This is a genomic window from Burkholderia sp. JP2-270, from assembly GCF_003233675.1.
Classification (GTDB): domain Bacteria; phylum Pseudomonadota; class Gammaproteobacteria; order Burkholderiales; family Burkholderiaceae; genus Burkholderia; species Burkholderia pyrrocinia_C.
Map to the genome: position 1 here is coordinate 2,200,421 of NZ_CP029824.1, position 26,189 is coordinate 2,226,609.

Genomic DNA, 26,189 nt, shown 5'->3' on the forward strand with positions numbered 1-26,189 from the left:
GATCTGCTTTCGGAATAGACCATGAAGAAGTTTTTGTCATTTCTCGCCTCGCGCCAGTTTCTCGCATTCCTCGTGCTGATCGTTGTCGCGCTGGTGATCTGGTTCGTCGGACCGTTCTTCGCGTTCGGCGGCCTCAAGCCGCTGGCGGGCGCCGGCATGCGCGTGCTGTTGATTGTGCTGGTGCTCGTGGGTGTGTTGCTTTGGCTCGGGGGCTGGTCGACGAGCATCGTGTTCGTGGCGGTGTTGTGTCTGCTGATCTGGTATGCGGCGCCCTTGCTCTCGTTCGGCCACACCTCGCCGTTCGAACCCGTTTCGGCCAGGATCGGTGCGATTGCGCTGGTGGTGGCGGTGTTTGCGCTGTTCTGGATGTTCCGGCTTTGGCAGAAGATGCGGGAGGACGAGGCGTTCCTGAGGAAAGTGCTGCGTTTCGGCGGCAAGACGGAGGAATCACCCGCAGCACCGCGCCTGAAGAAGGTGGAAGCAATCGTCGCGAGCGCACTGGCGCGGCTGAAGTCGATGCGTACGGGGGCGCGGGGACCGGGCAAGCTGTTCCAGGGCAAACGCTACCTGTACGAACTGCCGTGGTACATCACGCTTGGTTCGCGAGGGACCGGCAAGACGAGCGCGCTGCTCAACGGTGGACTCGCGTTTCCCATCGCCGAGCAAATGCAGCGCGCGGCCGGGACGTCGGCCAGCGATGTCGCGGCTGTGGACTGGTGGCTCACCAATGACGCGGTGCTGATCGACACGGCCGGCTATTACACACGCCATGGCACCTCGACGATAAAGGAAGGTGATGGGCTGGCGCCGTCATCGGACCGGTCGACAACGGTCGCATCGGGCGAGGATAAAGCAGGCAAAGACGGCGAGGAGAAGAAGGGCGACGCGTCAGGCGATACCCAGGCGGCGACAGTTGCAAAGTCGAGCGCCAATATTGTTCCGATTCGCGCCGACTCGCCGGAGCAACGCGAAGCGCTGGATCGCGCGGAATGGTTGGGTTTCCTCGGCATGCTGCGCCGCCACCGACCGCGTGCCCCGATCAATGGCGCGTTGCTTGCCGTCGACCTTGACTCGCTGGTTGGCGCCGACGAGCAGAAGCGCCTCGCCGAGGCCTCGGCGCTGCGTGCGCGACTGGGCGAACTGCGCGGCGAGCTTGGTATTCGCTTCCCGGTGTACGTGCTCGTCACCAAGATGGACCGCCTGCTGGGGTTTGCGGAGTATTTCAGCGGGCTGACGGCCGAGAGCCGCGCGCAGGCGTGGGGTTTCACGTTGCCGTACGGCAAGGAAACGGTCGCGAAGGAGGGCTTGCGTGCGCGCTGTCGTGATGAGCTGATGCAGATGGCGGGACGGCTGTCCGGCATGATTCACACGCGCCTGCAGGACGAGGACGAGACACACAAGCGCCGCCAGCTCGCCGCGTTGCCGGAGGAGTTCTCCGCGCTGGTCGGATCGCTCGTCGACCTGATCGATCGTGTGTTTCTCGACTCCCGATACGACGACACCCAGCTTCATTCGACGCTGCGCGGCGTCTACTTCACCAGCGCACAGCAGGACGGCCACTCGGTCGTCGCCGAACGCGACACCGTGGTGCAACGCCTCGCACCGAAGCAAGGGCAGGCAGGCGCCGCCGGTGGGCATGAGGGCAACCGGAGCTATTTCCTGCACGACGTCCTGACCCGGGTCGTGTTTCCGGAAGCGCATCTCGTCAGTCCCAACTTGCGGTGGGAATACCGCTACCGGCTGCTGCGCCTGATTGGCCATGCGCTCGCCTTGCTCCTGTTCGTCTGGCTGGTACTCGGATTGCGCGTGAGCTTCGGCAACAACAGCGACTACCTCGACGTCATCGGGCGCAAGGTCCAGGCATTGGCGGCCCGCGTGACCCAGCTGTACAAGGAGCCCAAGCCGGAGGCCGTGCCGGATACGCTGACCGAAGCGCGCTATTTGCCGACCTTTCCGAACCTGGACCTGTCCGATCCTGGCAGCACCTGGCGTTACGGCCTCTATTCGCCACCGGACATCGTGACGGAGAGCGGCCACACCTACGATGCGCTGGAGGACAACCTGTTGGTGCCTCAGATCGTGCGCCGGATGGAAAACGTGATGTCCGGGGCGATCGCCAACAAGGATCCGAAGGCCGCTTACGATGCGCTGCGCGTGTACTTGATGCTTTACGACAAGGCGAAATTCAACGCCGGCGACGTGAAGACATGGGTGCTCGACGACTGGGCGAAAAACGACAGCGCTGCGATTTTTGGCGGCCGCGCATCGATGATCGATCACGTTCAGCAGCTCTTTTCGGGCGACCGCGTCGTGAAATCGCCGCTGATTCGCAACGATGCGCTGATCCAGCAGGCACGGGCGTTTCTCGATGGCAGCAATGCGACCGACCGCCTGTACCAGCGCGCGAAGGCCGCGATGCTGAAGGAGTCGCCGGACGAGTTCACCTTGCTGCGCGCGGTCGGGCCGCAGGCAGGGACGGTGTTCACGCGGGCAAGCGGCCAGCCGCTGTCGTGCGGCGTGCCGGGTCTGTTCACCTTCGACGGCTATCGGAACCTGTTCGACAAGCGGCTTCCCGAGTTTGTCCAGATCGCGCGCGACGACGACGCATGGGTGATGGGGCGCTCGTACCTGGGCGAGGCTCAAAAAAAAACGGCTGAGATCGTGAGCACGGTAACGGGCGCGGACGATGCTCTGACGGACGCGGTTCGCCGCCAGTATCTGCTGGAATATGCGCAGCAATGGGATGCGTTCCTCAACGATATCCGAACGGTGAGCGGCACGAGTCTCGCATTCAATCTCCAGGTGCTGCGCAGCTTCGCGGCGCCCGACTCGCCGCTCGGACGACTCGCACGCGCGGCCGTGCGTGAAACGACGCTCACGGCACCGGCGACCGCATCGGACGGGTCATTTCTGCAGAAGGCGGCCGACCAGCTCAACCAGAAGGCCGACAAGGCACTCGGCATCCGCGCGTCCGAGCGCGTCGAGCGTGAATTGGTCGATAGCCATTTCGCAGCGCTTCGCGAGGTCGTGACGGGCGACGCCGATTCGCAGGCCGGCGCCCAAGCTGCGGCGGCGCAGGCAGGGAAGACGGGACTCGACGGCGTGACCAACCTGCTGAACGATTACTACACCGCGCTCACGGTTTCCGACAACGCGTTGTCGAACAACAGCATGCCGCCGGCGAGCGATACGGCGGCGAAGCTCAAGATGACCGCCAACACAATGCCGGCACCTTTCCGGGCGGTGTTGCTGCAACTCGCCGCGGATGGCTCGCACGAAGTCAACCAGGGGATCGGCCAGCTGCTGTCGCGCCAGATGCAGGCAGTCGTCGGTGACACCTGCCGGCTCGCCATCGAAGGCAATTATCCGTTCTCGCTCGACAGCAAGCGCGACGTCAGCATCGACGACTTTACCCGTGTGTTCGCGCAGGGTGGCGTGATCGATGACTTCTTTGGGAAGACACTGGCGCCGTTTGTCGACACCTCTGCGAAGCCGTGGCGATACAAGACTCTGACGGGCGCGACGGAACCCGTGCAGGGACCGGATCTGGAGCCGTTCGAGCATGCGAAGGCGATCCGCGACGTTTTCTTTAACGACCCGGGCCACAAGCAGCTCACGTGGAAGGCCGATATCCGTATTCCCGAACTGGACCCGACGATCACCAGCCTGTCGCTCGACATCGACGGCCAGACCTCGCTTTATCAGCACGGTCCGGTTGCGCCGTTTGCAGTGACGTGGCCCGGGCCTCGTGGGGGCGTTCACACGGAAATCACTGCCAATCCTCGCATTCGTCCCGACACGTCGACGATCGCGGCTGACGGCCCCTGGGCGTTGATGCGCCTGCTCCAGAAGGGGCAGGTGGTGGAAACTGCCACGCCCGGCCGTACCCGTGTCGCGTTCGACTTCGACGGTCGCAAGGCGGTGCTCGATGTTGCGAGCACCGGAAGCGTGGCAAACCCGCTGACTAGTGACGTGCTGAAGACCTTCCGCTGTCCGAGTTCGATGCCGTTGTTCAACCTGTCGGATAGCGGGCCGCCTCCTGGGCTGCCGCGCGGTACGACGCCGGCGAGCCCGGCAAATGTCACCCAATAACGGTGAGGGGCAGGCACGGTGACGATTTCGACAGTCGATTCGCGAAACTACGCCGGACTTCTTGCGTCGCCGCCGCTCAGCGCGCGACTCAAGGCGGCGGTGCAATCGGTCAATCCGTTGCTTGAATCCGCACGCGTCTTGCTGCTCGCGCTGGCGGATACGCCTGCTGCACTGGAACCGGACGACGTATTGCAGCGGCGCAAATGGCTCGAGCAGGAACTGCGGATGTTCTTGCGGGTTTGTCGCGAGCTGCAGCTGCCGTCGGACGACGTCGTGCGGGCGAGCTATTGCCTCAGCGCCGCGCTCGACGAGGCTGCGATGCAAACGCGTTGGGGAAGAGGCGAGGGCACCGGCACCGAGTGGCAGGCCAGCAGTCTCGCGGTGGCGATGGGCCACGATCGACAGGGCGGCGATCGCGTTTTCCACATGATCGACGAGGTGCTGAACGAGCCGCGCGGACATCTCGACCTGCTCGAGCTGTTGCAGAACGTCCTTGATCTTGGCTTTCGCGGGCGATACCGCTTCGAGCACGATGGTCCGCGGCGGCTGCTGAACATCCGCGAGCGCGTGCACGGCGTGGTGATGGCAGGAGAACATGGCGTGGCCCCCGTTGTTGATGACGACCATACGGCCAGTCGTTTCGCCCCATCCGATCGTGCTCGCGGGGCGGCCGTATCGGGTGGGCGCGTGGTCGATCCGTGGGTACGTCCGGCTCGCGCGCGTCTGTCACGCTGGTGGATTGTCGTCGGTATTGTGGCGGCACTGCTGGCGGGCGCGGCAGGGTACGTCGCGGTCAGGGATTTGCGCCACGCGGATCAGTCCGCTCAGGCGTCGTCTCCGATCGATCGATTGGGCGCTGCGTTGGGCGAGCAGCTGCGCGACGAAATCGCCGCTGGCAATGTGGAGTTGATAAAGGATACGGCGGCCGATACGGTGGCGCTCCGATTCAACGGAATGTATGCGTCGGGCGACGTGACAGTGGCCCCATGGCGGGCGTCCGTGATGGCATCGGTCGGACGGACCATCGCGAGCTCGCCGGCCGCTACGCACGTGCTCGTCACCGGATACACCGACAACCTGCCAGCGAGTCCCGCCCATCAGGGTTCGAATTACGCGCTGTCCACAGCTCGCGCCCAGCAGGTCGCGCAGATTCTCGCGGCGGCCGGCGTGCCGAAGGAACGCATCAGCGTGGTGGGCCAGAGCGATGCCGATCCACTGGCCGATAACGTGTCGAAGGAAGGACGGTCGAGAAACCGTCGTGTAGAAGTGACCGTGTCGAATTGATGCTTGCAACCGAATCACCCATTTACGAAGCGGAGCTGGATATGCAGGATGCGCAAGGCCGAAATATGGTGCGCTTGGGCGACACCACCGATCACGGCGGCAAGGTCGTCGAGGCGACTGACGAGGTGAAGCACCTGGGTATCTCGGTCGCGCTGGACCAGCACGGGGTGATGTGTCCGAAGTGCGGCGGCATTTTTCCGCTGCTGGCCAGCGGCCCCCGTACGCATCGGGGGCGTCGGGTCGGTTATGTCGGCGACAAGACGGGTTGCGGCGCGACCGTGATCGGTTCGTGATCGAGGGAGAAGCCGCATCATGCTGAGTCTCACGCAGGCACGTACGCTGTCGATTTCGGGCGCAGCGCTGCCCACCTATTCGACCGGCGGGCTACCGGTGTTCGCACCGGTACGGCTGCAGGGCAGCGAGGCGGTCGGTCGCCTCGAGGACTGCCGCTACCTCGTCACGCTGCGCACCGACGACGCGTTCGCGTTCTCGCCGAGCGTGACCGCCAACCTCGACCTCGACAAGATCGTCGGCACCGAGGTGACGGTGTCGATCCAGCTCGAAGGTAAGGGGCAGTTTATCCCCGGGCTTGCGGGCAACGCAGGGCTCGGCAACATCGGCGCGGGCACGCGCGAGATCACGGGCCTCGTTACCGCGGCGCGCGTCGCCGGTGAAGACCGGCACTCGATCCTGTACGAGCTCGAACTGCGTCCGTGGCTGTACCGCGCGACGCTGACGCAGGACTGCCGGATCTTCCAGGACATGAGCGTCGTCGAGATCACCGACGCGGTGCTCGCGAAGTATCCGTACCCGGTCGACAAACGGCTGGCTGGTGCGTTCCGCGGCATCTATCCGAAGCGTGACGTGCAGCGCCAGGCGTTCGAAACGGACTGGGCATTCCTGCAGCGGCTATGGGAGGAATGGGGCATCTGGTGGTGGTTCGAGCACGAGGGCGGACATCAGCGCCTGGTGCTGTGCGACACGATGGGCGGCCATCATCCGCACGGCGCGGCATACGAGACGGTGCGCTACCTGTCGCCGGACGGCAAGCGCATCGACGAAGAACACATCCACGCGCTGTCGGTGACGAGCCGGCTGACGTCGGGCAGCGTGACGGTGGTGGACTACGACTACACGCGCCCGCGTGCCAACCTGATGGTCACCGAGGAGAACCCACGCAAGACGGCGAGCGCGGACGGGGCGGTGTACGACTGGGGCGACTACAGCCAGCCGCTGGCAGGCGCACAAGGCGTGGAAGGGCAGCCGAACGACACCGAGCAGGAGTCCCGGCATCTGGCGCGCGTGCAGCTGGAGGCGCGACGCTGCGCGGGCCTTCGCGCGAATGGTCGCGGCAACCTGCGCGGCCTGACGGTGGGTCGCACCTTCGCACTGACGGGCTACCCGCAGCAGGCGGCAAACCGTGAGTACGTGGTGCTGTCGTCGACGCTCGACATCGAGGAGGTGGGCGATCGCACGGGCGCCAGCGCGACGTATCGCTGCGAAGCGCAGTTCGAGCTGCTGCCGGCGAACGAGCCGTTCCGGCTCGAGCGCAGCGTGCGCAAGCCGGTGCTGAGCGGTCCGGAGAAGGCGATCGTGGTGGGGCCGGCCGGGCAGGAGGTCTGGACGGACAAATACGGCCGAGTGAAGGTCCAGTTCGGCTGGGACCGGCAGGGCAAGCTCGACGAGCATGCGGGGATCTGGCTGCGAGTGGTGTCGCCGTGGCAAGGCGCGGACATGGGTGCGACGTTCCTGCCGCGGATCGGCCACGAAGTGGCGGTGATGCACTACTACGGCGACCCGGACCTGCCGGTGATCACGGGCAGCCCGGTGAACGAGTTCCGGCAGCCGACGCTGGATCTGCCGGCGAACCAGGCGGTAGCGGTGCTGCGCGGCCGCGAGTTCCAGGGCACGGCGTCGGGCCACGTGGCGATCGACGATACGCAGGGGCAGATCCAGACGCAGATTGCGAGCGACGCGGGCAGCTCGGTGCTGGCGCTGGGGAACCTCCGGCGGATCGTAAAGAAGACGGGTCGGGCGGATGCGCGCGGCAAGGGCTTCGACCTGCGCACCGATTACTGGGGCGTGGTGCGCGCACTGATGGGCCTGTTCATCTCGACGGACGGGCAGCCGAATGGCGCCGGCCAGACGAAGGACGCGAAGGCGGCCGTCGGGCGTCTGACACGCGCGCGTGAACTGCAGGAGAGCCTGTCGGGGCTCGCGCAGCAGCACGAGGCGCAGCAGCGCGACGCGGACCAAAGCGAGGTCGCGAAGGCGATCAAGGCGCGCAACGACGCGATTCGCGGCGACACGCCGGCGGGCGAGAACGACTTCCCGGAGCTGAAGGAGGCGGATCTGGTGCTGGCGAGCGCAGCGGGCGTCAGTGTGGCGGCCGAGCGCAGCGCGCATATCGCGAGCAACGAGGACATTGCGGTGACGAGCGGTCGGCACGTGGGCCTCGCGGTGGGTCATTCGCTGTTCGCGAGCGTGTCGAACGCGTTCTCGCTGTTCGTGCACAAGGCCGGGATGAAGCTGATCGCGGCTGCGGGCAAGGTGCGCATCGAGGCGCAGACCGACGGCATCGACATGAAGGCGAAGCAGTCGGTGAAGATCGAGAGCACGACCGACAGCATCCACCTCTACGCGGCGACGGAAATCCTGCTGCATGCCGGCAGTACACAAATGCGGATCAGCGACAAGGGCTACACGGTCCATACCGCCGGCGAACATACCGTCCACGCGGCTAGCCACCAGACGGTCGAGCCGCAAGCTAAATCCGTGAAGATGCCGCTGACGGATATCAAAGATGCAAAGGTAGCGGAGCATTTTGTACTCCCCGATGGCGGCTCCGGCATCGCTATGGCCGAACAGCGCTATCGGATCACACTGGACGATGGCCAGGTGATCGAGGGTATCAGCAACGAACATGGGGAGACGTCGCTGGTTGCGAGCAAGAGCTTCAAGATCGCAAAGCTGGCGCTGCTGCGCGAAGACGGAACGGTTCATTCGATTTTCCGAGCTGGGATTACTCGGGATGCAAATTCGAGCTTTGGGGCGAAAGGCGATCAGCAATGAGCGATACGAATAATCAACGCACTCACAAGGTGGGGCCGCTGAAGCTGAAGGTGAATCGCGTCCAGCCGACGACGTTGGACAAGACGCCGATGTACGCGGTCTGCACGCCGGATCGATGGGGAATGCGGTATTCAGACGAAGATCCCGAGCGGCGAGACCATCTTATGTACCCAATCGCGCGCGACTACGCGAAGGCGATCCAAGACGTGCTGCTCTCGCAGGTCCAATGGGGCAATCAGTATTTCGGGCCGGCCGGAGGGAAACCCACGTTGATGCTCGAATGGCCGCTTGAGAGTCAGATAGATCAGTTGTCAAACCTGATTCGACCGGTCGCCATCAAGGCGCTCACCAGCGCCACCGGCGGCTTCGGCATTCCGGAAGCCGCGGTTCCGAATCAACTGGGCTTTTATGTGCCCACACCCGATCGCCCGGCTGGAGAGCAGGGAGCGTTCAGTCCGAACAATTGGAGTCTGTTGCTGAATGTATCGGCGCTGGCGCCGATGTTCAAGATCGACGCATTGATTGCCAAAACGTCTCCACGTACGGAGCTCGTCGGACCACTCAAGACGTTCTCTGACACGCTCTATCATGAAGCTCGGCATTGTCAGCAATGGTTCTGGATCTATGCATTGGCGCAACAGCATCCGGATAACTTCGAGACATTGCCGAATATTGCTAAGTGGCCTCAAGCCATGTCGGGCGGCACACCTGTGAAGGATCCAACGACGTCGATTCCGCAGGGGAAGGTGATTCTCGATTTGACGTCGAAACAATCGATTCCGACAGACACGGCGACGTTGATCAGTATTAAGCGCATGGCCGTTGGCCAATACGTCTATGCCTTGAATATTTGGCGGAAGGTAGGGTATCGCCCGCCGTACCTCACCGATGCAGCTGCGCTCGAGGATGAATTCCAACGCGCACGGGCGGCTGCGATCAATCTTTTGCAACATGTTGGCATAGGAGGCACCTCAATTGATGTCGATGCGATGGTGGCCGAGCCGAGCACGTGTTACTGCGATTACACAGCTCGGCCTTGGGAAAATGACGCGTTCGTGTGCGGCGAGATGGCAACCGCTTACTGGAATGCAGGTATGGGGCTCGGTCTATCGACCTATGCGCCGGATCAGTGTAGCCACGCTTATCAGTACGCTGACGCTACTTCAAGGCGTACTCTTCGCGGCTCCGACGCTGGCTCAGGAACAGGCGGGACCGGTGAAGGACAATGAGATGAGTGCGAAGACGTCAGGTAAGCCGATGACGGATGCGCAGCAGGTGACGCTCATGCGTTTTACCGAGATTGGCCTGAAATGGGTCTCGGGGGAGCTTTCGTTTGATCAGGTCGTGAGCACTTTAGGGAAGCCGGACTATCAAGCGGAAGAATCGAATTTTATCCAATATACGTTTTACCCAGAAAAGGTGATGTCGGTTCGATTCACGCTCGACAAGCTGAATCTGGTGGACGGAAAACCACGCGTCGGTGCCTTTTCGATCAAGGTGAATGAAGGCATACACACAGATATTCCCTATGACAGGTTCGAGAGACTCGGCCTACGTCGCGTGGCGCACGGCGAGTCGATCGATGGAGTTCGTACCGAGGAGGGCGAGTTCTTTTATCCGGCGGGTATTGCAGATGTCTACGGCACGCATCCAAGGAACTATGCGACGTTTAGCTATCGCCTACCTCTACCTGTCGATTCACTGTTCGATGTGTACGCAGGGTTCGGCTATCTCGGCGATTGGATAAGCGATACGAGCCACGACTGGACATTGAGCAATTTCCGCAATGCAGTGGATCTACGGATCTTGAATATCGCGCGAAATTATCTGACGCCAGCGGAGTTGCAGCAGCGCGAACAGGCGAAGCGCCAAAAGTACGGCGAGATGAACTTATGCACCGGCATGCTCTGCCCGGAGACGGGTATGTGGCAGGGCTTTTCCGAGAGCAGCAGCGGAGATGTCACGGTGGTATGGAAGGGCCAGAAATTCCCGAGCGTACGTACGTTGACCCATCAGGAAGAGCGGGAGCAGCGCCGGCCGACTAGCTGGGTGGCTGGGCGATGGATGTGGTTGAGGGCACTCGACGACAACCAATTGCAAGCGAACGACAAGGGAGTTTGATCATGCTGAGTCTCACCCAACCACGCACGCTGTCGATTTCGGGCGCAGCGCTGCCGACCTATTCGACTGGCGGGCTGCCGGTGTTCGCACCGGTGCGGCTGCAGGGCAGCGAGGCGGTCGGCCGTCTCGAGGATTGCCGCTACCTCGTCACGCTGCGCACCGACGACGCGTTCGCGTTCTCGCCGAGCGTGACCGCCAACCTCGACCTCGACAAGATCGTCGGCACCGAGGTGACCGTGTCGATCCAGCTCGAAGGCATCGGGCAGTTTATCCCCGGGCTTGCGGGCAACGCAGGGCTCGGCAACATCGGCGCGGGCACGCGCGAGATCACGGGGCTGGTTACCGCGGCGCGCGTGGCCGGCGAGGACCGCCACTCGATCCTGTACGAGCTCGAGCTGCGCCCGTGGCTGTACCGCGCGACGCTGACGCAGGACTGCCGGATCTTCCAGGACATGAGCGTCGTCGAGATCACCGACGCGGTGCTGGCGAAGTATCCGTACCCGGTCGACAAGCGCCTGGCCGGCGCGATCCGCGGCATCTACCCGAAGCGCGACGTGCAACGTCAGGCGTTCGAAACGGACTGGGCGTTCCTGCAGCGCTTGTGGGAGGAATGGGGCATCTGGTGGTGGTTCGAGCACGACGGCGGGCATCAGCGTCTGGTGCTGTGCGACACGATGGGCGGCCACCATCCGCACGGCGCAGCGTACGAGACGGTGCGCTACCTGTCGCCGGACGGCAAGCGGATCGACGAGGAACACATCCACGCGCTGTCGGTGACGAGCCGGCTGACGTCGGGCAGCGTGACGGTGGTGGACTACGACTACACGCGGCCGCGCGCGAACCTGACGGTCACCGAGGAGAATCCGCGCAAGACGGCGAGCGCGGACGGGGCGGTGTACGACTGGGGCGACTACAGCCAGCCGCTGGCGGGTGCGCAAGGCGTGGAAGGTCAGCCGAACGATACCGAGCAGGAGGCGCAGCATCTGGCGCGCGTGCAGCTCGAGGCACGACGCTGCGCGGGCCTTCGCGCGAACGGGCGCGGCAACCTGCGTGGCCTGACGGTGGGTCGCACCTTTGCGCTGACGGGCTATCCGCAGCAGGCGGCAAACCGTGAGTACGTGGTGCTGTCGTCGACCCTCGACATTGAGGAAGTCGGTGATCGCACGGGCGCCAGCGCGACGTATCGCTGCGAAGCACAGTTCGAGCTGCTGCCGGCGAATGAGCCGTTCCGGCTGGAGCGCAGCGTGCGCAAGCCGGTGCTGAGCGGCCCCGAGAAAGCGATCGTGGTGGGGCCGGCCGGGCAGGAGGTCTGGACGGACAAATACGGCCGAGTGAAGGTCCAGTTCGGCTGGGACCGGCAGGGCAAGCTCGACGAGCATGCGGGGATCTGGCTGCGAGTGGTGTCGCCGTGGCAAGGCGCGGACATGGGCGCGACGTTCCTGCCGCGGATTGGCCACGAAGTGGCGGTGATGCACTACTACGGCGACCCGGACCTGCCGGTGATCACGGGCAGCCCGGTGAACGAGTTTCGGCAGCCGACGCTGGACCTGCCGGCGAACCAGGCGGTGGCGGTGCTGCGCGGCCGCGAGTTCCCGGGCACGGCGTCGGGCCACGTGGCGATCGACGACACGCAGGGGCAGATCCAGACGCAGATTGCGAGCGACGCAGGCAGCTCGGTGCTCGCGCTGGGGAACATCCGACGCATCGTAAAGAAGACGGGCCGGGCGGATGCGCGCGGCAAGGGCTTCGACCTGCGCACCGATTACTGGGGTGTGGTGCGCGCACTGATGGGCCTGTTCATCTCGACGGACGGGCAGGCGAACGGCGCCGGCCAGACGAAGGACGCGAAGGCGGCCGTCGGGCGTCTGACACGCGCGCGTGAACTGCAGGAGAGCCTGTCGGGGCTGGCGCAGCAGCACGAGGCGCAACAGCGCGATGCGGACCAGAGCGAGGTCACGAAGGCGATCAAGGCGCGCAACGACGCGATCCGCGGCGACACGCCGGCGGGCGAGAACGACTTCCCGGAGCTGAAGGAGCCGGACCTGGTGCTGGCGAGCGCGGCGGGTGTCAGTGTGGCGGCCGAGCGCAGCGCGCACGTGGCGAGCAACGAGGACATCGCGGTGACGAGCGGGCGGCATGTGGGCGTCGCGGTGGGTCACTCGCTGTTTGCGAGCGTGTCGAACGCGTTCTCGCTGTTCGTGCACAAGGCCGGGATGAAGCTGATCGCGGCTGCGGGCAAGGTACGCATCGAGGCGCAGACCGACGGCATCGACATGAAGGCGAAGCAGTCGGTGAAGATCGAGAGCACGACCGACAGCATCCACCTCTACGCGGCGACGGAAATCCTGCTGCATGCCGGCAGTACACAAATGCGGATCAGCGATAAGGGCTACACGGTCCATACCGCCGGCGAACATACCGTTCACGCGGCTAGCCACCAGACGGTCGAGCCGCAAGCTAAATCCGTGAAGATGCCGCTGACGGATATCAAAGATGCAAAGGTAGCGGAGCATTTTGTTCTTGTCGAAGGTGGGTCGGGCTGGGTGATGCCGAACTTGCGGTATCGAATTACGCTTAGCGATGGCCAGGTCGTCGAAGGTATAAGTAGCGCGACCGGCGAGACGTCGCTTGTGATGGGCGAGAGTATGCAGATCGCGACGATCGATTTGATGCGTAAAGATGGATCGATCATATCGACCCATCGGACTGCGGTTACCCGAGATGCCAAGGCAACCTACGATTCCTCACGGAGCGATCGAGCATGACCACGACCAAACTTGGCAAGCACTCGACCGCCAAAAACAATGCGGGGCAACCGACCAGCGAGAACAAGGCTGCTCTGTATCCGATCTGTAGTCCGGACAGATGGGGTTTGCGGTTTTCCGATGCGGACACTGATCCGAAACGTAAGGGAGCGCTTGCCTATCCGGTGGCCCGCGACTATGCAAGGCTCATGGGGTCACTATTGACCAGCGTGCAATGGGGTAACGCGTACTACGGACCAGTAGGCAGCACGCCAAAGCTCAAATTGCAATGGCCACTGGATGCCGATTCGATAGAGGATCTGCGTGAACTGATCAAGCCCGTCATGCTGGCTGCGTTGACGGCCAGGTCGCCGGATGGTGGTGGTATTCCCGCTGCCGCAGTTCCGCAGGGGATCACACTGACTGATTCTCAGGGAGCCAGTGACGAAGACGGTCACTTCAGCGCACAGGACTGGAGCTTGGTTCTTGTGTTGAGCAAACTCAAAGGACTTTTTGACGTCACGTCCGCTTCAATTGACGCAGGAACCCGGTACGAGGGACTGAAAACACTGAAGGCATTCGCTGACACGATTTATCATGAAATGAGGCACTGCCAGCAGTCGTTTTGGATCTATGCGTTTGTGCAGCAGCATCCTGATAATTTCCCGGACACCCAGATCGATAAATGGCCGGCTGCCAGTACTGCGGCGCATAAGAGGGCAATGGCGATTGCATCGCAGGCGGCGACCACGCCTATTCCCGACGATCCGCCGATGATCGCGGGTATCAAGCGTATGGCCATTGCCCAGTACCTCTACTCGCTAAGTATATGGCGTAGTGTAAAGGGCTTTCATCCGCTATATCTGCCGGATGATGCATCCCTGCAGAGAGAATATGAGACGGTCCGCGCACTTGCAGTGGACTGGCTAAAACACGTAGGTCACGGAGGGCGGTCTCAAGAATCAAGTGCAACGTTTAGCCAACCCGGTGGCAGCTAATTCCATCGCCATGGCCTCTTCGGGGGTTTTCCAGTTGAGGGTTTGACGAGGGCGTCCGTTCATCAGCTTGGCAATATCGTTCAACTGCATCTGGGTCACGCCTGACAGGTCCATTCCTTTGGGTAGAAACTGGCGCAGCAGGCCGTTGGTATTTTCGTTGCTGCCTCGTTGCCAAGGCGCGTAGGGATCCGCGAACCAGATATCCAGATTCAATCGTTCAGCCAGCTCGACATGACAGGTCATTTCCGATCCGCGATCGTAGGTCAGGCTTTCCCGCAGAAAGGCCGGCAGCTTCTTCATCTGGCGCGTGAAGCCTTCCAGTGCATCCTCGGCCGTGCAGCCATCCATGCGGCACAGCACCACGAAGCGCGTCTTGCGCTCGACCAGTGTGCCGACGCAGGAACGATTGAAGGCCCCCTTGATGAGATCGCCTTCCCAATGACCGGGCCATTGGCGCGTTTCGATTGCCTCGGGCCGATGGACGATGCGAAGTTCTTCCGGCACAAAGCTCTTGCGGGCCAGCGTCTTGCGTGCGTTGCCACGCACCGGTTTCTCCTGACGCAGGGCCTCAATCATGGCCTGCTTCAAGCCGCCGCGGGGATGGGTATAAATCGCCGCGTAGATCGTTTCGTGGCTGACGCGTTGCTCGGGGTTGTCTGGATGCATCTCGCGAAGTCTCGCAGCAATTTGCTGCGGCGACCAGCACCGATAAACCAGATCGTGATGCACCCGCCAGTACAGCGTGCTTCCTGCTGCCAGTTTCGCCTGACGCCGACTTCGCTCGCGGCGCGTCCGATAGGCTCTGGCCGCGCTTGTGGCGTCATAGCAGCGAGGCGCTTCCGTACGATTGCGCGCCAGTTCTCGTGTGATCGTCGACGCGCTGCGGCCAAGCAGCCTTGCAATCGCCCTGACGCTCGTGTTCCGGGCCTTCTCGATCATGATCACCGCACGCTCTTCGGCGCTCAGATGCTTGTAATTCGTCATCGCAACACCCTATCTCATCAAAGGTGTTGCACTTGAAGCTAGAGTCTAAGGAGGAACTCCAATTGATATTGATGGCATGGTGGCGGAACCGAACCGATGCTCTGTGGCTTATCGAGCGAGGCCTTGGGAAAATGATGCGTTCTTCTGTGGTGACATGGCGAGCGCCTATTGGGACGAGATTGCGGGGTACGGCTTTCAAATCCATGCTGCTGATCAGTGCAGTAATGCTTATGACTTTGCCTATACCCACCCCGAGCCGGGCAGAAACTCAGATGGCACAACCAAGCTCGTCTCAGGCGGTGAGGGGCAATGACATGAGGGAATCACCAGTAACGAAGCAGATGGACGACGCTCAGCAGGAGCAGTTGCTGCGTATTTTCGGCATTGGTCTGCAGTGGGCCACTGGAGAAATTTCGTTCGACGAGGTGAAGCGAAGTCTAGGGGCGCCATCAAGGTTCTACGACGACGCGCCGAACGCGGGTGCGGACATGAGCCAGTATTCCTACTTCCTGAATGGAATGACGGTGAATTTTATCTACGATAAGGCCCGCCTCGTCGACGGGATGCCTGTGGTGAATGAGTTTCGGATCGACGTGGACGAACACTTCCGAACGAACATACCGAAGGAGAGCTATGAAGGCCGCCTTCCGCTACATCGACTTGTGGTGGGGGAATCAATCGACGGCGTGCGTACGGAAACGTCTCCCTACTTTCTTCCGTCCGGTATCGTCGCCGCGGATGACTTCAATCGTGCACGATTCAGCTATCGAGAAGTTCTCTTGCCCGACTCGCCTTACGATGTCTACGTCGGCGTCGATTATCTCGGAAAATTCGAAAATGACGGCCCCGAGTTCCGCAGTCTCCGGAACTCGGTGAACCTGCGTGGTATCCAGATCAATCGAGTGTATTTGACGCCCAAGGAGTTGCAGCAGCGGGAACAGGCAAAGCGCCAAAAGTACGGCGAGATGAACTTATGCACCGGTATGCTCTGCCCGGAGACGGGTATGTGGCAGGGCTTTTCTGAGAACAGCAACGCAGATGTCACGGTGGTATGGAAGGACCAGAAATTCCCGAGCGTACGCACGTTGACCCGTCAGGAAGAGCGGGAGCAACGCCGGCCGACTGGTTGGGTGGCTGGGCAATGGATGTGGTTGAGGGGACTCGACGACAACCAATCGCAAGCGAACGACAAGGGAGTTTGATCATGTCTGCCGGATGATGCTTCTCTGCAAAAGGAATATGAGACTGTCCGCGCACTTGCAGTCGACTGGCTTAAGCACGTAGGTCATGGAGGAACGCCAATTGATATCGATGGCATGGCGGAAGAACCGAATCGTTGCTCTGTGGCTTACCGAGCGAGGCCGTGGGAAAACGACGCGTACTTCTGCGGCGACATGGCGAGCGCCTATTGGGATGAGATCGCGGGTTACGGTTTTCAAATCCATGCTGCTGACCAGTGCAGCAATGCTTATGACTTTGCCTATACCCATCCCGAGTCGGGCAGAAACCCAGATGGCACAACAAAGCTCGGCGGCGGCGGTGAGGGCCAGTGACATGGGTGAATCGCCAACCATGAAGAAGATGGACGCCTCTCAGCAGGAGCAGTTGCTGCGCATTTTCGGTATTGGTCTACAGTGGGCCACGGGAGAGATTTCCTTCGATGAGGTGACGCGAAGTATCGGAAATCCATCTCGGTATTACGCCGACGCGCCAAACGCGGGTGCTGACATGAGCGAATATTCCTACTTCCTGAATGGAATGACGGTAGATTTCATCTACGACAAGACACGGCTCGTTGACGGGAAGCACGTGGTGAGCAAGGTGTGGATCGACGTGGACGAACACTTCCAGACGAATATTCCTAAGGAAATCTATGAGACTAGATTTCCCCTGCATCGGCGTGTGATTGGTGAGTCGATCGACGGCGTGCGCACGGAAACGGCCCCCTATTTTATTCCGTCAGGCATTGTCGGTGCGGAGGATCCGAATCGTGCGAGATTCGGCTATCGGATACTGCTGCCGGCCGATTCGCCCTACGACGTTCATGTCGGCGTCGATTATCTCGGGAAATTCGAAAATGATGGCCCCGAGTTCCGCAGTCTCCGGAATTCGGTGAACCTGCGTGGTATCCAGATCAATCGAGTGTATTTGACGCCCAAGGAGTTGCAGCAGCGGGAACAGGCAAAGCGCCAAAAGTACGGCGAGATGAACTTATGCACCGGTATGCTCTGCCCGGAGACGGGTATGTGGCAGGGCTTTTCCGAAAACAGCAGCGCAGATGTCACGGTGGTATGGAAGGGACAGAAATTCCCGAGCGTACGTACGTTGACCCATCAGGAAGAGCAGGAGCAGCGACGGCCCACAAGCTGGGTGGATGGACGCTGGATGTGGTTGAGGGAAATTGACTCGACCAGCCGGTCAGGTTAACGCGAACAGACATTTCGACATGCGGACGGATTTTGGCTTTGTGAGGCGCAACCGCTTTGGTCATGGGCCAAGTGGGCGTGTGGGCGTCGCTGCTTGCGTGATTTTTGCGCTGACGGCGTGTCAACACATCACGGCGCAAGTTACTCGTCCAATCGCGAACTCACCTTCTCCTCCGATTGTGATGGACGGCGGGTTTTGTAACGGAAATATCGAAAGCATACGGCTGTACTTTCGTACTGGATCTGTGATCCCGGCCGACGGTTGGAAAGAGAGGGTACATGAACTTATTGACAATGCGCGATGCGGTCCATTGCGCGATACCGACACGGTCATCGCGGGCTTCGACAATCAAGATGGCGAGATAGATAGCTCTGTCCTCATGCGGAACCTGAACGCAGAGCGAGCCAGGCTGATTTCCGAGTATTTGCTTACTAGAGGAATAAAGCGGTTTGCAGCTGATTTGGATGGCAGGCCGGGGCTATACGAAGTTGACCAAGTAAATAACGGAAATTCTCCGACAGGAGCATACGTGGTGTTGCAGATCTCTCGATGTAATTCTCAGAAGAGTGGGAGTCGCTATTTTGATCCGCTTGCCCACTACGGTATGACACAAAAGAAAGCGAAAACCGGCCGTTTTGAAGCGGCCGACCGGGAGATTGCATCATGGTGACACTCACCCAAGCACGCACGCTGTCGATTTCGGGCGCTGCGCTACCCACCTATTCGACCGGCGGTCTGCCGACGTTCGTGCCGGTACGGCTGCAGGGCAGCGAGGCAATCGGCCGTCTCGAGGCCTGCCGCTACCTCGTCACGCTGCGCACCGACGACGCGTTCGCGTTCTCGCCGAGCGTGACCGCCAACCTCGACCTCGACAAGATCGTCGGCACCGAGGTGACGGTGTCAATCCAGCTCGAAGGCAAGGGGCAGTTTATCCCCGGGCTCGCGGGCAACGCCGGACTGGGCAACATCGGCGCGGGCACGCGCGAGATCACGGGCCTCGTCACCGCGGCGCGCGTGGCCGGCGAGGACCGGCACTCGATCCTGTACGAGCTCGAGCTGCGGCCGTGGCTGTACCGCGCGACGCTTACGCAGGACTGCCGGATCTTCCAGGACATGAGCGTCGTCGAGATCACCGACGCGGTGCTGGCGAAGTATCCGTACCCGGTCGACAAGCGCCTGGCTGGCGCGTTCCGCGGCATCTATCCGAAGCGCGACGTGCAGCGCCAGGCGTTCGAGACCGATTGGGCGTTCCTGCAGCGGCTGTGGGAGGAATGGGGTATCTGGTGGTGGTTCGAGCACGAGGGCGGACATCAGCGCCTGGTGCTGTGCGACACGATGGGCGGCCACCATCCGCACGGTGCCGCGTACGAGACGGTGCGCTACCTGTCGCCGGACGGCAAGCGCATCGACGAGGAGCACATCCACGCACTGTCGGTGACGAGTCGGCTGACGTCGGGCAGCGTGACGGTGGTGGACTACGACTACACGCGCCCGCGCGCGAACCTGACGGTGACCGAGGAGAATCCGCGCAAGACAGCGAGCGCGGACGGGGCGGTGTACGAGTGGGGCGACTACAGCCAGCCGCTGGCGGGTGCGCAAGGCGTCGAAGGCCAGCCGAACGACACCGAGCAGGAGTCGCGGCATCTGGCGCGCGTGCAGCTGGAGGCGCGACGCTGCGCCGGCCTGCGCGCGAACGGTCGCGGCAACCTGCGCGGCCTGACGGTCGGCCGCACCTTCGCACTGACGGGCTACCCGCAGCAGGCGGCGAACCGTGAGTACGTGGTGCTGTCGTCGACGCTCGACATCGAGGAGGTGGGCGATCGCACGGGCGCCAGCTCGACGTATCGCTGCGAAGCGCAGTTCGAGTTTCTGCCGGCGAACGAGCCGTTCCGGCTCGAGCGTAGCGTGCGCAAGCCGGTGATGAGCGGTCCGGAGAAGGCGATCGTAGTGGGGCCGGCCGGCCAGGAAATCTGGACCGACCGGTTTGGCCGTGTGAAGGTCCAGTTCGGCTGGGACCGGCAGGGCAAGTTCGACGAGCATGCGGGGATCTGGCTGCGGGTGGTGTCGCCATGGCAAGGCACTGACATGGGCGCGACGTTCCTGCCGCGGATCGGCCATGAAGTGGCGGTGATGCACTACTACGGCGACCCGGACCTGCCGGTGATCGCGGGCAGCCCGGTGAACGAGTTCCGGCAGCCGACGCTGGACCTGCCGGCGAACCAGGCGGTGGCGGTGCTGCGCGGCCGCGAGTTCCAGGGCACGGCGTCGGGCCACGTGGCGATCGACGACACGCAAGGGCAGATCGAGACGCAGATTGCGAGCGACGCGGGCAGCTCGGTGCTGGCGCTGGGGAACATCCGCCGCATCGTGAAGAAGACGGGCCGGGCGGACGCACGCGGCAAGGGCTTCGACCTGCGCACCGATTACTGGGGCGTGGTGCGCGCGCTGATGGGCTTGTTCATCTCGACGGACGGGCAGGCGAACGGTGCCGGCCAGACGAAGGACGCGAAGGCGGCGGTCGGGCGTCTGACGCGCGCGCGTGAACTGCAGGAGAGTCTGTCGGGGCTGGCACAGCAGCACGAGGCGCAGCAGCGCGACGCGGACCAGAGCGAGGTCGCGAAGGCGATCAAGGCGCGCAACGACGCGATCCGCGGCGACGCACCGGCGGGCGAGAACGACTTCCCGGAGCTGAAGGAGCCGGATCTGGTGCTGGCGAGCGCATCGGGCGTCAGCGTGGCGGCCGAGCGCGGCGCGCACGTGGTGAGCAACGAGGACATCGCGATGACGAGCGGGCGGCATGCGGGTCTGGCCGTGGGTCATTCCCTGTTCGCGAGCGTGTCGAACGCGTTCTCGCTGTTCGTGCACAAGGCGGGGATGAAGCTGATCGCGGCTGCGGGCAAGGTGCGCATCGAGGCGCAGACTGACGGCATCGACATGAAGGCCAAGCAGTCGGTTGGCGTGATGAGCACCACCGACAGCATTGAGCTCCATGCCGCGAAGGAAATCGTGCTGCACGCGGGTAGCACCCAGGTCCGCATCAGCGATCAGGGCTATACGGTCCATACCGCTGGCGAGCACACGATCCATGCCGGCAGTCACCAGACAGACGGGCCGCAGGGACAGGGCGGAGGCTTCCCGCCGTTCCCCAAATCCGGGCCCGGACAACTGGAAGTGCTGCGCCACTACGTGACCGATGCCCCGGTCGACAAGAACACCATTGCGGTGACGGACAGTCTTGGCGCGGTACACAAAGGGACGCTGGACGCATCCGGTCGAACCATCGTAAGCGGGTTGGCGCCCGGTGCGGTCACTGTGCAATACGGGCACGACCCGCACGACTCGTGGGCCATGTCGAGCTACTTGAAGCAGCCTAGCTGGAACCCGGCAGGCGCTGCCTGACGTTTATCGGCCAGTCTCCCAATCCATTTCACAGTCCGAACAAGATCATGGCTGACAAACAGCAGTCCCTTCCGTCTGTCGACGCGGCGATCGTCCCGCTCAATCAGGTTCACATTGCCGATCTCGAGGCCGGCGCTTCGCACTTCGACAGCTGGTTGCGCACCGCCAGCGGCGGATACGTGACGCTCGAACGCATCAAGGAAGTCTCGGCTGCAATGCCCGTTCTCGGCAACATCATTGCGGCCGTCGACGTCTGCGGCGACATCTCGAAGCTGATCGAGCACCGAAACGTCCAACCGCGATCGGAGGCTGAGAAGCTCGACCGTGTCCTCGATTGGGCAAACCTGGCGATCAACCTGATCGGGGTACTGCCGATTCCGCCGGGGACTACCGCGGCACGCATGTCGTTGCGTCCGACGTTGGGCCTGGTACGGCAAGCTGTCAAGCGCGGGGCAACGGATCTTGCGACTGCGTCGGTCGCCGTGATCGCAGGGCATTTCACGGCAATCTTGATGGGCGAACTCAAGCCGTTTGTTGAGGAAGCCAAGGCCCGATTGACCGAACTGCTGAAGGACGCTGGCAGTGAGGCCGAGAAACGGCTGAACCAATTGGCTGACGGATTCGACGCGTTGGCTTCCGGGAGGCTGACCGATCCAAATGCGAATCTGGCAGCCGCACGGAACAAGGCATCGCGTGTTTCGGCCCGCTCGCTGATCCACGACCCGACCCAAACGCTTGGAGATCTGTTCGGCGCCGTGTGGGAGGTCTACAAGGCGGGCGCGAAGGCAGAGGTGAATTTCGTCGTGTCGCTAACCCCGGATGAAGCTCGCTCGACTGTTCGGCGTCTCGCTGCCGATATTCGAGCCAGCATTCCGGACGTCAAGAAGCGGATCCAGAGCCTGTCCAGCGACGATGTCGGGTCGGTGATGTACATGCTGAACATCCTGATCCGAGCGATTCAGGTGTACGAGGAGAAGAAGCGCCATCTTGCCGCGACAGTCGACAGCAATAAGAGAAACCAGGCGCAGCGGAAGGAGGGGGGCGAGCAAGTCACCAATATCGGCAAGGAGGCCAAGACCCAGAAGCCAGGACCCGGTTGCCTCTGTGGAATTGGCCAACCTCCAGCACGAGTAGGCGGTTCGATTGGCCTAGGGCTGGGAGACGAGTCATTCACCCATACGGATTTTGTATTGCCCGGAATCGTTCCGGTCGAATGGGCGCGCACATATCGCTCGAACTTCGATGCCCATGACGAGCAAGGGCCGCTCGGACCGCGATGGACGACGCCGTATCACGTCGCGTTCGAGGCAAAGGGCGACGAGTTCGTCTATCACGACGCGTCCGGAAGAAGTCTCACCTACCCGGCGCTGAAGCTGGGCCAGCCGCATCGCGATTCAATCGAGTCTTGCACGATCACACGTGAATCGGACGATCGAATCCGGCTCGTGCGCGGCGAAACCCTGACCGAGACTTACGAGCGGCATGGGTCACGCTTCGTGCTCGGGAAGATCGAGGATCGCTCTGGCAACGCGGTGGCGCTGGAGTGGGCGGAAGGCTTGCTTACCCGGATCGAGGTGGCGGACATCGTCGCGGCGATTACGCACGACAACGTTGGCCGCATCACGCGCGTCGCGCTGGTCGACAGCGCAGGCACTGCTATCCGCACGCTCGCGCGGTATCGCTATGACGAGGCCGGCGATCTGGTGGAAGCAAACGATGAGAATGCGGCGTCGTGGAGCTACGCGTACTCGCATCACCTTGTGACGCGCTACAGTGACCGCACCGGACGGGGGATGAATCTGGAATGGGACGGTACGCACCTCGACGCAAAAGCGATTCATGAATGGGCCGATGACGGATCCTTCGACACTCGCCTGACTTGGCACGATGACCTGCGCCTAACCTTCGTGACTGACGCGCTGGGCAATACGACGCAGCAATACTACGACATCGACGGGTACGTATACCGCACCGTCTATCCCGACCGCACCGAAGAATGGTTCATGCGCAACGCGGACAAGAATTTGACGCGGCACGTGTTTCCCGACGGAACCGAGGAATCGTTCACGTGGGACGATGGGGGGCAGATGACTTCGCATACGCAGCGCGATGGACGCATTGCGTACTACGTCTACGATCGACACCGCAATCTGACGGGATTGCAGGACCAGGAAGGTCATCGCTGGGAGCGCTACTACGATAGCAAAGGGCGCGTCACCGAAGTGCTCGATCCGCTTGGCCACGTAACGAAGTACGAATACGATCGCGCGGGCCTGCCGGTCGCGATCACGGATCCGAAGGGCGGCACGACGAAGATCGCGTGGCGCCCGGACGGACAGATTGCGAGCTATACCGACTGTTCTGGCAAGACCGCCATGTGGAAGTACGATGAACGCGGGCGGCTTGTTCAGCAACAGAACGCAGCTGGCGAGATTACGCGTTACGGCTATGAGGCTGGACAGCTTGCATGGGTGACACGGCCTGCTGGCCTGCGTGACACCTTTGCACGCGACGCGGAGGGCCGGCTGCTCGAGCACGTCGATGCCCTGAATCGATCGACGCGTTATACCTACACGGCGGCCGGCCTGCTCGCCAAGCGGATCAATGCCCGCGGCGATTCACTCGAGTATGGCTGGAACCGACTCGGACAGATCACGTTGCTGCGCAACGAAAATGGCCGGGAGTATCGGTTTGGCTACGACACCGCGGGGCGCCTCAATAGCGAATCTGACTTTGATGGACGCGAGACGCGGTATTACCGTGCGGCCGGCAGTGGGCTCGTGACGAACCGATTGTACGGCGGCGTCATGCAGGCGTTCGAATACGATGCGATGGGCAGACTCGAATCCCGACGCGGCTGGCCGGCACAGTTCACGGACCGGGGGCACGTTTTCCTGGCTCCGCAAGGAGAGACGGCGGTCGAGGCCGAGTCCTTCCGATATGACGGTCTGGGGCGGCTGCTGCAGGCAGTCAACGATCAGTCGCTGGTCCAGCGCTTCTACGATCCGGTCGGAAATCTGGCGCGTGAGCACGTGCACATGCGGGTCGAAGGCAAGGCATACGAGTTCGTATGGCGCCACGAATACGACGAGGTCGGGGCGCGGATTGCGACCACTCGGCCCGATGGTCATCGGTTGGAGTGGCTCACGTACGGATCCGGCTACGTGCATGGCGTCATGCTTGATGGTGCGACTATCGCGAATTTTGAACACGACGACGCGCACCGTGAAACGCAGCGCGAGCTTGGTAACGGTCTGACGCAGACGACGCATTACGACGAGGCTGGGCGACTCGCGCGGCAGCTGCTGCAAGGCACTGGCGGCAAGGTGATGGAGCGCCGCTACCAGTACGACGTCGCAGGGCAGTTGACCCAGATTGCGGACCTGCGGCGCGGTGAGATCCAGTACACGTACGATCCGATTGGCCGGCTGACGCGTGCGCAGTCGTCGCTCGGTGTCGAGACCTTCGCGTTCGATCCGGCAAGCAACATTGTCGAATCGAAGGAGCGTGACGAGCACGGTATCGGTGTGCTGAGTGGCGCCCGGTCTGCCCCCCTGCTGGACAACCTGCTGAAGGATTTTGCGGGTACCCACTTCGCTTACGACGAAGTGGGCAACCTGAAGCAGCGCACGCGAAACGGCGAGCGCACGGACTTCGAGTGGAGCAGTCTGGGCCGGATGGTGTCGGCTCGCGATCGACACATGCAGGCGACGTACACGTACGACGCGCTCGGCCGGCGCATTGCGAAGCTGACGGAGCCGGTGGTGCCAAATCTCGCAGGTGCTGGCAGTGGCTGGCGGGATGCGGAACGGCAACGTCTGAAGCAGGAACGCGGCTACGGCTTCACATTGTACGGTTGGGATGGTGAAACGCTGGCCTATGAGACAGCGTGGGAGCGGCGCGAGACGACGCACTACGTGTACGAACCGGGGAGCTTCACGCCGCTAGCTCAGGCGACGGGCGCGGCACTGCTTCATGATGGCGCCGCCGAAACCTCCCAATTTTCGGGCATCGCGTACTACCACTGTGATCAGATTGGCACGCCGCAGGAGCTCACTGACGATGCGGGCGAAGTCGCTTGGTCTGCGCGCTACAAGGCGTGGGGCGAGGCGAGAGAAGTCATCAGCGAGGCTGCACGCAAGGCTGGCATCACAAACCCGCTGCGCTTCGCGGGGCAGTACTTCGATCATGAAACGGGTCTACACTACAACCGGCATCGGTATTTCGATCCGGCATCGGGGCGTTTCGTGTCGAAGGATCCGATCGGACTGGAAGGTGGTATCAATGTCTATCAATACGCGGAAAATCCTGTCCTGTGGACCGATCCTCTTGGGCTCGCCTCAAAGCTCGCATGTCCGATGTGCTGTGATGGCTCACATGGGAGGTCGAACAAGCAGGAAAGGCTGAAAGCGCTGGCTGACGACCCAATGCAGCCCAGTTGGGTGAGGGGCTGGATTCGGAACGAAATGAGGCACATCGAAACCGGAAATCGTACGTCGGTTAGATTGCCCGGCAACTCACGTAATTCTCGAACTCCCGGCATGGAACTCGCTCACGGGCGCGGGACGGAAGCAAAAGATGGCTATTGCTATAGGCACTCCGAATTGCAAGATGCTGTCCTCCATAAGACCCAACACCAGGTTGGAGGGTATTGATGAAACCTCACCCGAAGAAGATCGAGAATGTTCTGCGGCTCGATACTCAGGCGCGATGTGATTACTTCGTCCGGAAAGTTGCCGACTCCGAAGTTGTCTGGGGCCTATTCGATACTGGATGGGCGACCGGTACCTCGGGTGGTCATACGGTGATTCCGTTCTGGCCGGAAGAGGACTTTGCCGTCATGTGTGCCAGTAGCGAATGGAAGAACTTCCATCCTAAAGCCATTGCCCTGGACGAGTTCCTGTCGCGATGGCTACCCGGGATGGAGACGGACGGAAGAATTTGTGCTGTGTTTCCCGGAACTGAAGGCAAGGGACAGCTACTTTCGCCACAGGAACTTCTCGAATTGATCAAGCATGAACTTGAGCAATACGAATGAACCTCACTGCCTGATCATTCGATGCTGAGA

Annotated in this window: 16 protein-coding genes; 15 read left to right on the plus strand and 1 reads right to left on the minus strand. The window is 62.1% G+C overall.

The features are described from left to right. Positions 1-21: 21 nt before the first annotated feature. The 8 genes from tssM to DM992_RS10520 are packed head-to-tail and all read left to right on the plus strand — an operon-like array spanning position 22 to position 14,311. Positions 22-4,092 (plus strand): type VI secretion system membrane subunit TssM, encoded by a 4,071-nt coding sequence (gene tssM, locus DM992_RS10485; RefSeq protein WP_111016749.1) that lies wholly within the window; start codon positions 22-24, stop codon positions 4,090-4,092. A gap of 18 nt (positions 4,093-4,110) precedes the next feature. Continuing rightward, positions 4,111-5,376 (plus strand): type IVB secretion system protein IcmH/DotU, encoded by a 1,266-nt coding sequence (gene icmH, locus DM992_RS10490; protein WP_111016750.1) that lies wholly within the window; start codon positions 4,111-4,113, stop codon positions 5,374-5,376. Positions 5,377-5,417: 41 nt separating this feature from the next. Then, complete coding sequence (locus DM992_RS10495) at positions 5,418-5,669, plus strand: PAAR domain-containing protein (protein WP_046428851.1); 252 nt, start codon at positions 5,418-5,420, stop codon at positions 5,667-5,669. 19 nt (positions 5,670-5,688) lie between these two features. After that, positions 5,689-8,448 carry a type VI secretion system Vgr family protein gene (gene tssI, locus DM992_RS10500; RefSeq protein ID WP_239511263.1) on the plus strand — a complete coding sequence of 920 codons (2,760 nt, stop codon included), beginning with the start codon at positions 5,689-5,691 and terminating at the stop codon, positions 8,446-8,448. Next, positions 8,445-9,677 (plus strand): hypothetical protein, encoded by a 1,233-nt coding sequence (locus DM992_RS10505; protein ID WP_111016751.1) that lies wholly within the window; start codon positions 8,445-8,447, stop codon positions 9,675-9,677. The genes tssI (DM992_RS10500) and DM992_RS10505 overlap by 4 nt, the downstream gene beginning before the upstream one ends. 1 nt (position 9,678) lies before the next feature. Then, complete coding sequence (locus DM992_RS10510; protein WP_111016752.1) at positions 9,679-10,569, plus strand: hypothetical protein; 891 nt, start codon at positions 9,679-9,681, stop codon at positions 10,567-10,569. 2 nt (positions 10,570-10,571) lie between these two features. Then, positions 10,572-13,334, plus strand: coding sequence for a type VI secretion system Vgr family protein (tssI, locus tag DM992_RS10515; RefSeq protein ID WP_239511264.1), 2,763 nt, complete (start codon positions 10,572-10,574; stop codon positions 13,332-13,334). Further along, positions 13,331-14,311 carry a hypothetical protein gene (locus DM992_RS10520; protein WP_111016753.1) on the plus strand — a complete coding sequence of 327 codons (981 nt, stop codon included), beginning with the start codon at positions 13,331-13,333 and terminating at the stop codon, positions 14,309-14,311. Before tssI (DM992_RS10515) ends, DM992_RS10520 begins: the two co-directional genes overlap by 4 nt. Here DM992_RS10520 and DM992_RS10525 read toward each other — a convergent pair. Next, complete coding sequence (locus DM992_RS10525; RefSeq protein ID WP_080484403.1) at positions 14,276-15,295, minus strand: IS30 family transposase; 1,020 nt, start codon at positions 15,293-15,295, stop codon at positions 14,276-14,278. The two genes, DM992_RS10520 and DM992_RS10525, sit on opposite strands and share 36 nt — an antisense overlap. A 341-nt stretch (positions 15,296-15,636) precedes the next feature. Here DM992_RS10525 and DM992_RS10530 point away from each other — a divergent pair, with 341 nt between their 5' ends. The 7 genes from DM992_RS10530 (at position 15,637) to DM992_RS10550 (ending at position 26,159) form a co-directional block, all read left to right on the plus strand. Then, positions 15,637-16,497, plus strand: coding sequence for a hypothetical protein (locus tag DM992_RS10530; protein WP_111016754.1), 861 nt, complete (start codon positions 15,637-15,639; stop codon positions 16,495-16,497). A gap of 114 nt (positions 16,498-16,611) precedes the next feature. Further along, complete coding sequence (locus tag DM992_RS41610; RefSeq protein WP_162631628.1) at positions 16,612-16,848, plus strand: hypothetical protein; 237 nt, start codon at positions 16,612-16,614, stop codon at positions 16,846-16,848. Positions 16,849-16,867: 19 nt separating this feature from the next. After that, positions 16,868-17,722 (plus strand): hypothetical protein, encoded by an 855-nt coding sequence (locus DM992_RS10535; protein WP_162631629.1) that lies wholly within the window; start codon positions 16,868-16,870, stop codon positions 17,720-17,722. Between the two features lie 19 nt (positions 17,723-17,741). Beyond that, positions 17,742-18,392 carry a hypothetical protein gene (locus DM992_RS41615; RefSeq protein WP_162631630.1) on the plus strand — a complete coding sequence of 217 codons (651 nt, stop codon included), beginning with the start codon at positions 17,742-17,744 and terminating at the stop codon, positions 18,390-18,392. Beyond that, complete coding sequence (gene tssI / locus DM992_RS10540) at positions 18,386-21,121, plus strand: type VI secretion system Vgr family protein (protein ID WP_111016756.1); 2,736 nt, start codon at positions 18,386-18,388, stop codon at positions 21,119-21,121. The genes DM992_RS41615 and tssI (DM992_RS10540) overlap by 7 nt, the downstream gene beginning before the upstream one ends. A gap of 47 nt (positions 21,122-21,168) precedes the next feature. Continuing rightward, positions 21,169-25,776 (plus strand): RHS repeat-associated core domain-containing protein, encoded by a 4,608-nt coding sequence (locus DM992_RS10545; RefSeq protein WP_111016757.1) that lies wholly within the window; start codon positions 21,169-21,171, stop codon positions 25,774-25,776. Next, the gene (locus DM992_RS10550) at positions 25,776-26,159 is read left to right on the plus strand and encodes a DUF2750 domain-containing protein (RefSeq protein ID WP_111016758.1); all 384 of its coding nucleotides are present in this window, start codon (positions 25,776-25,778) and stop codon (positions 26,157-26,159) included. The genes DM992_RS10545 and DM992_RS10550 overlap by 1 nt, the downstream gene beginning before the upstream one ends. Positions 26,160-26,189: the final 30 nt, after the last annotated feature.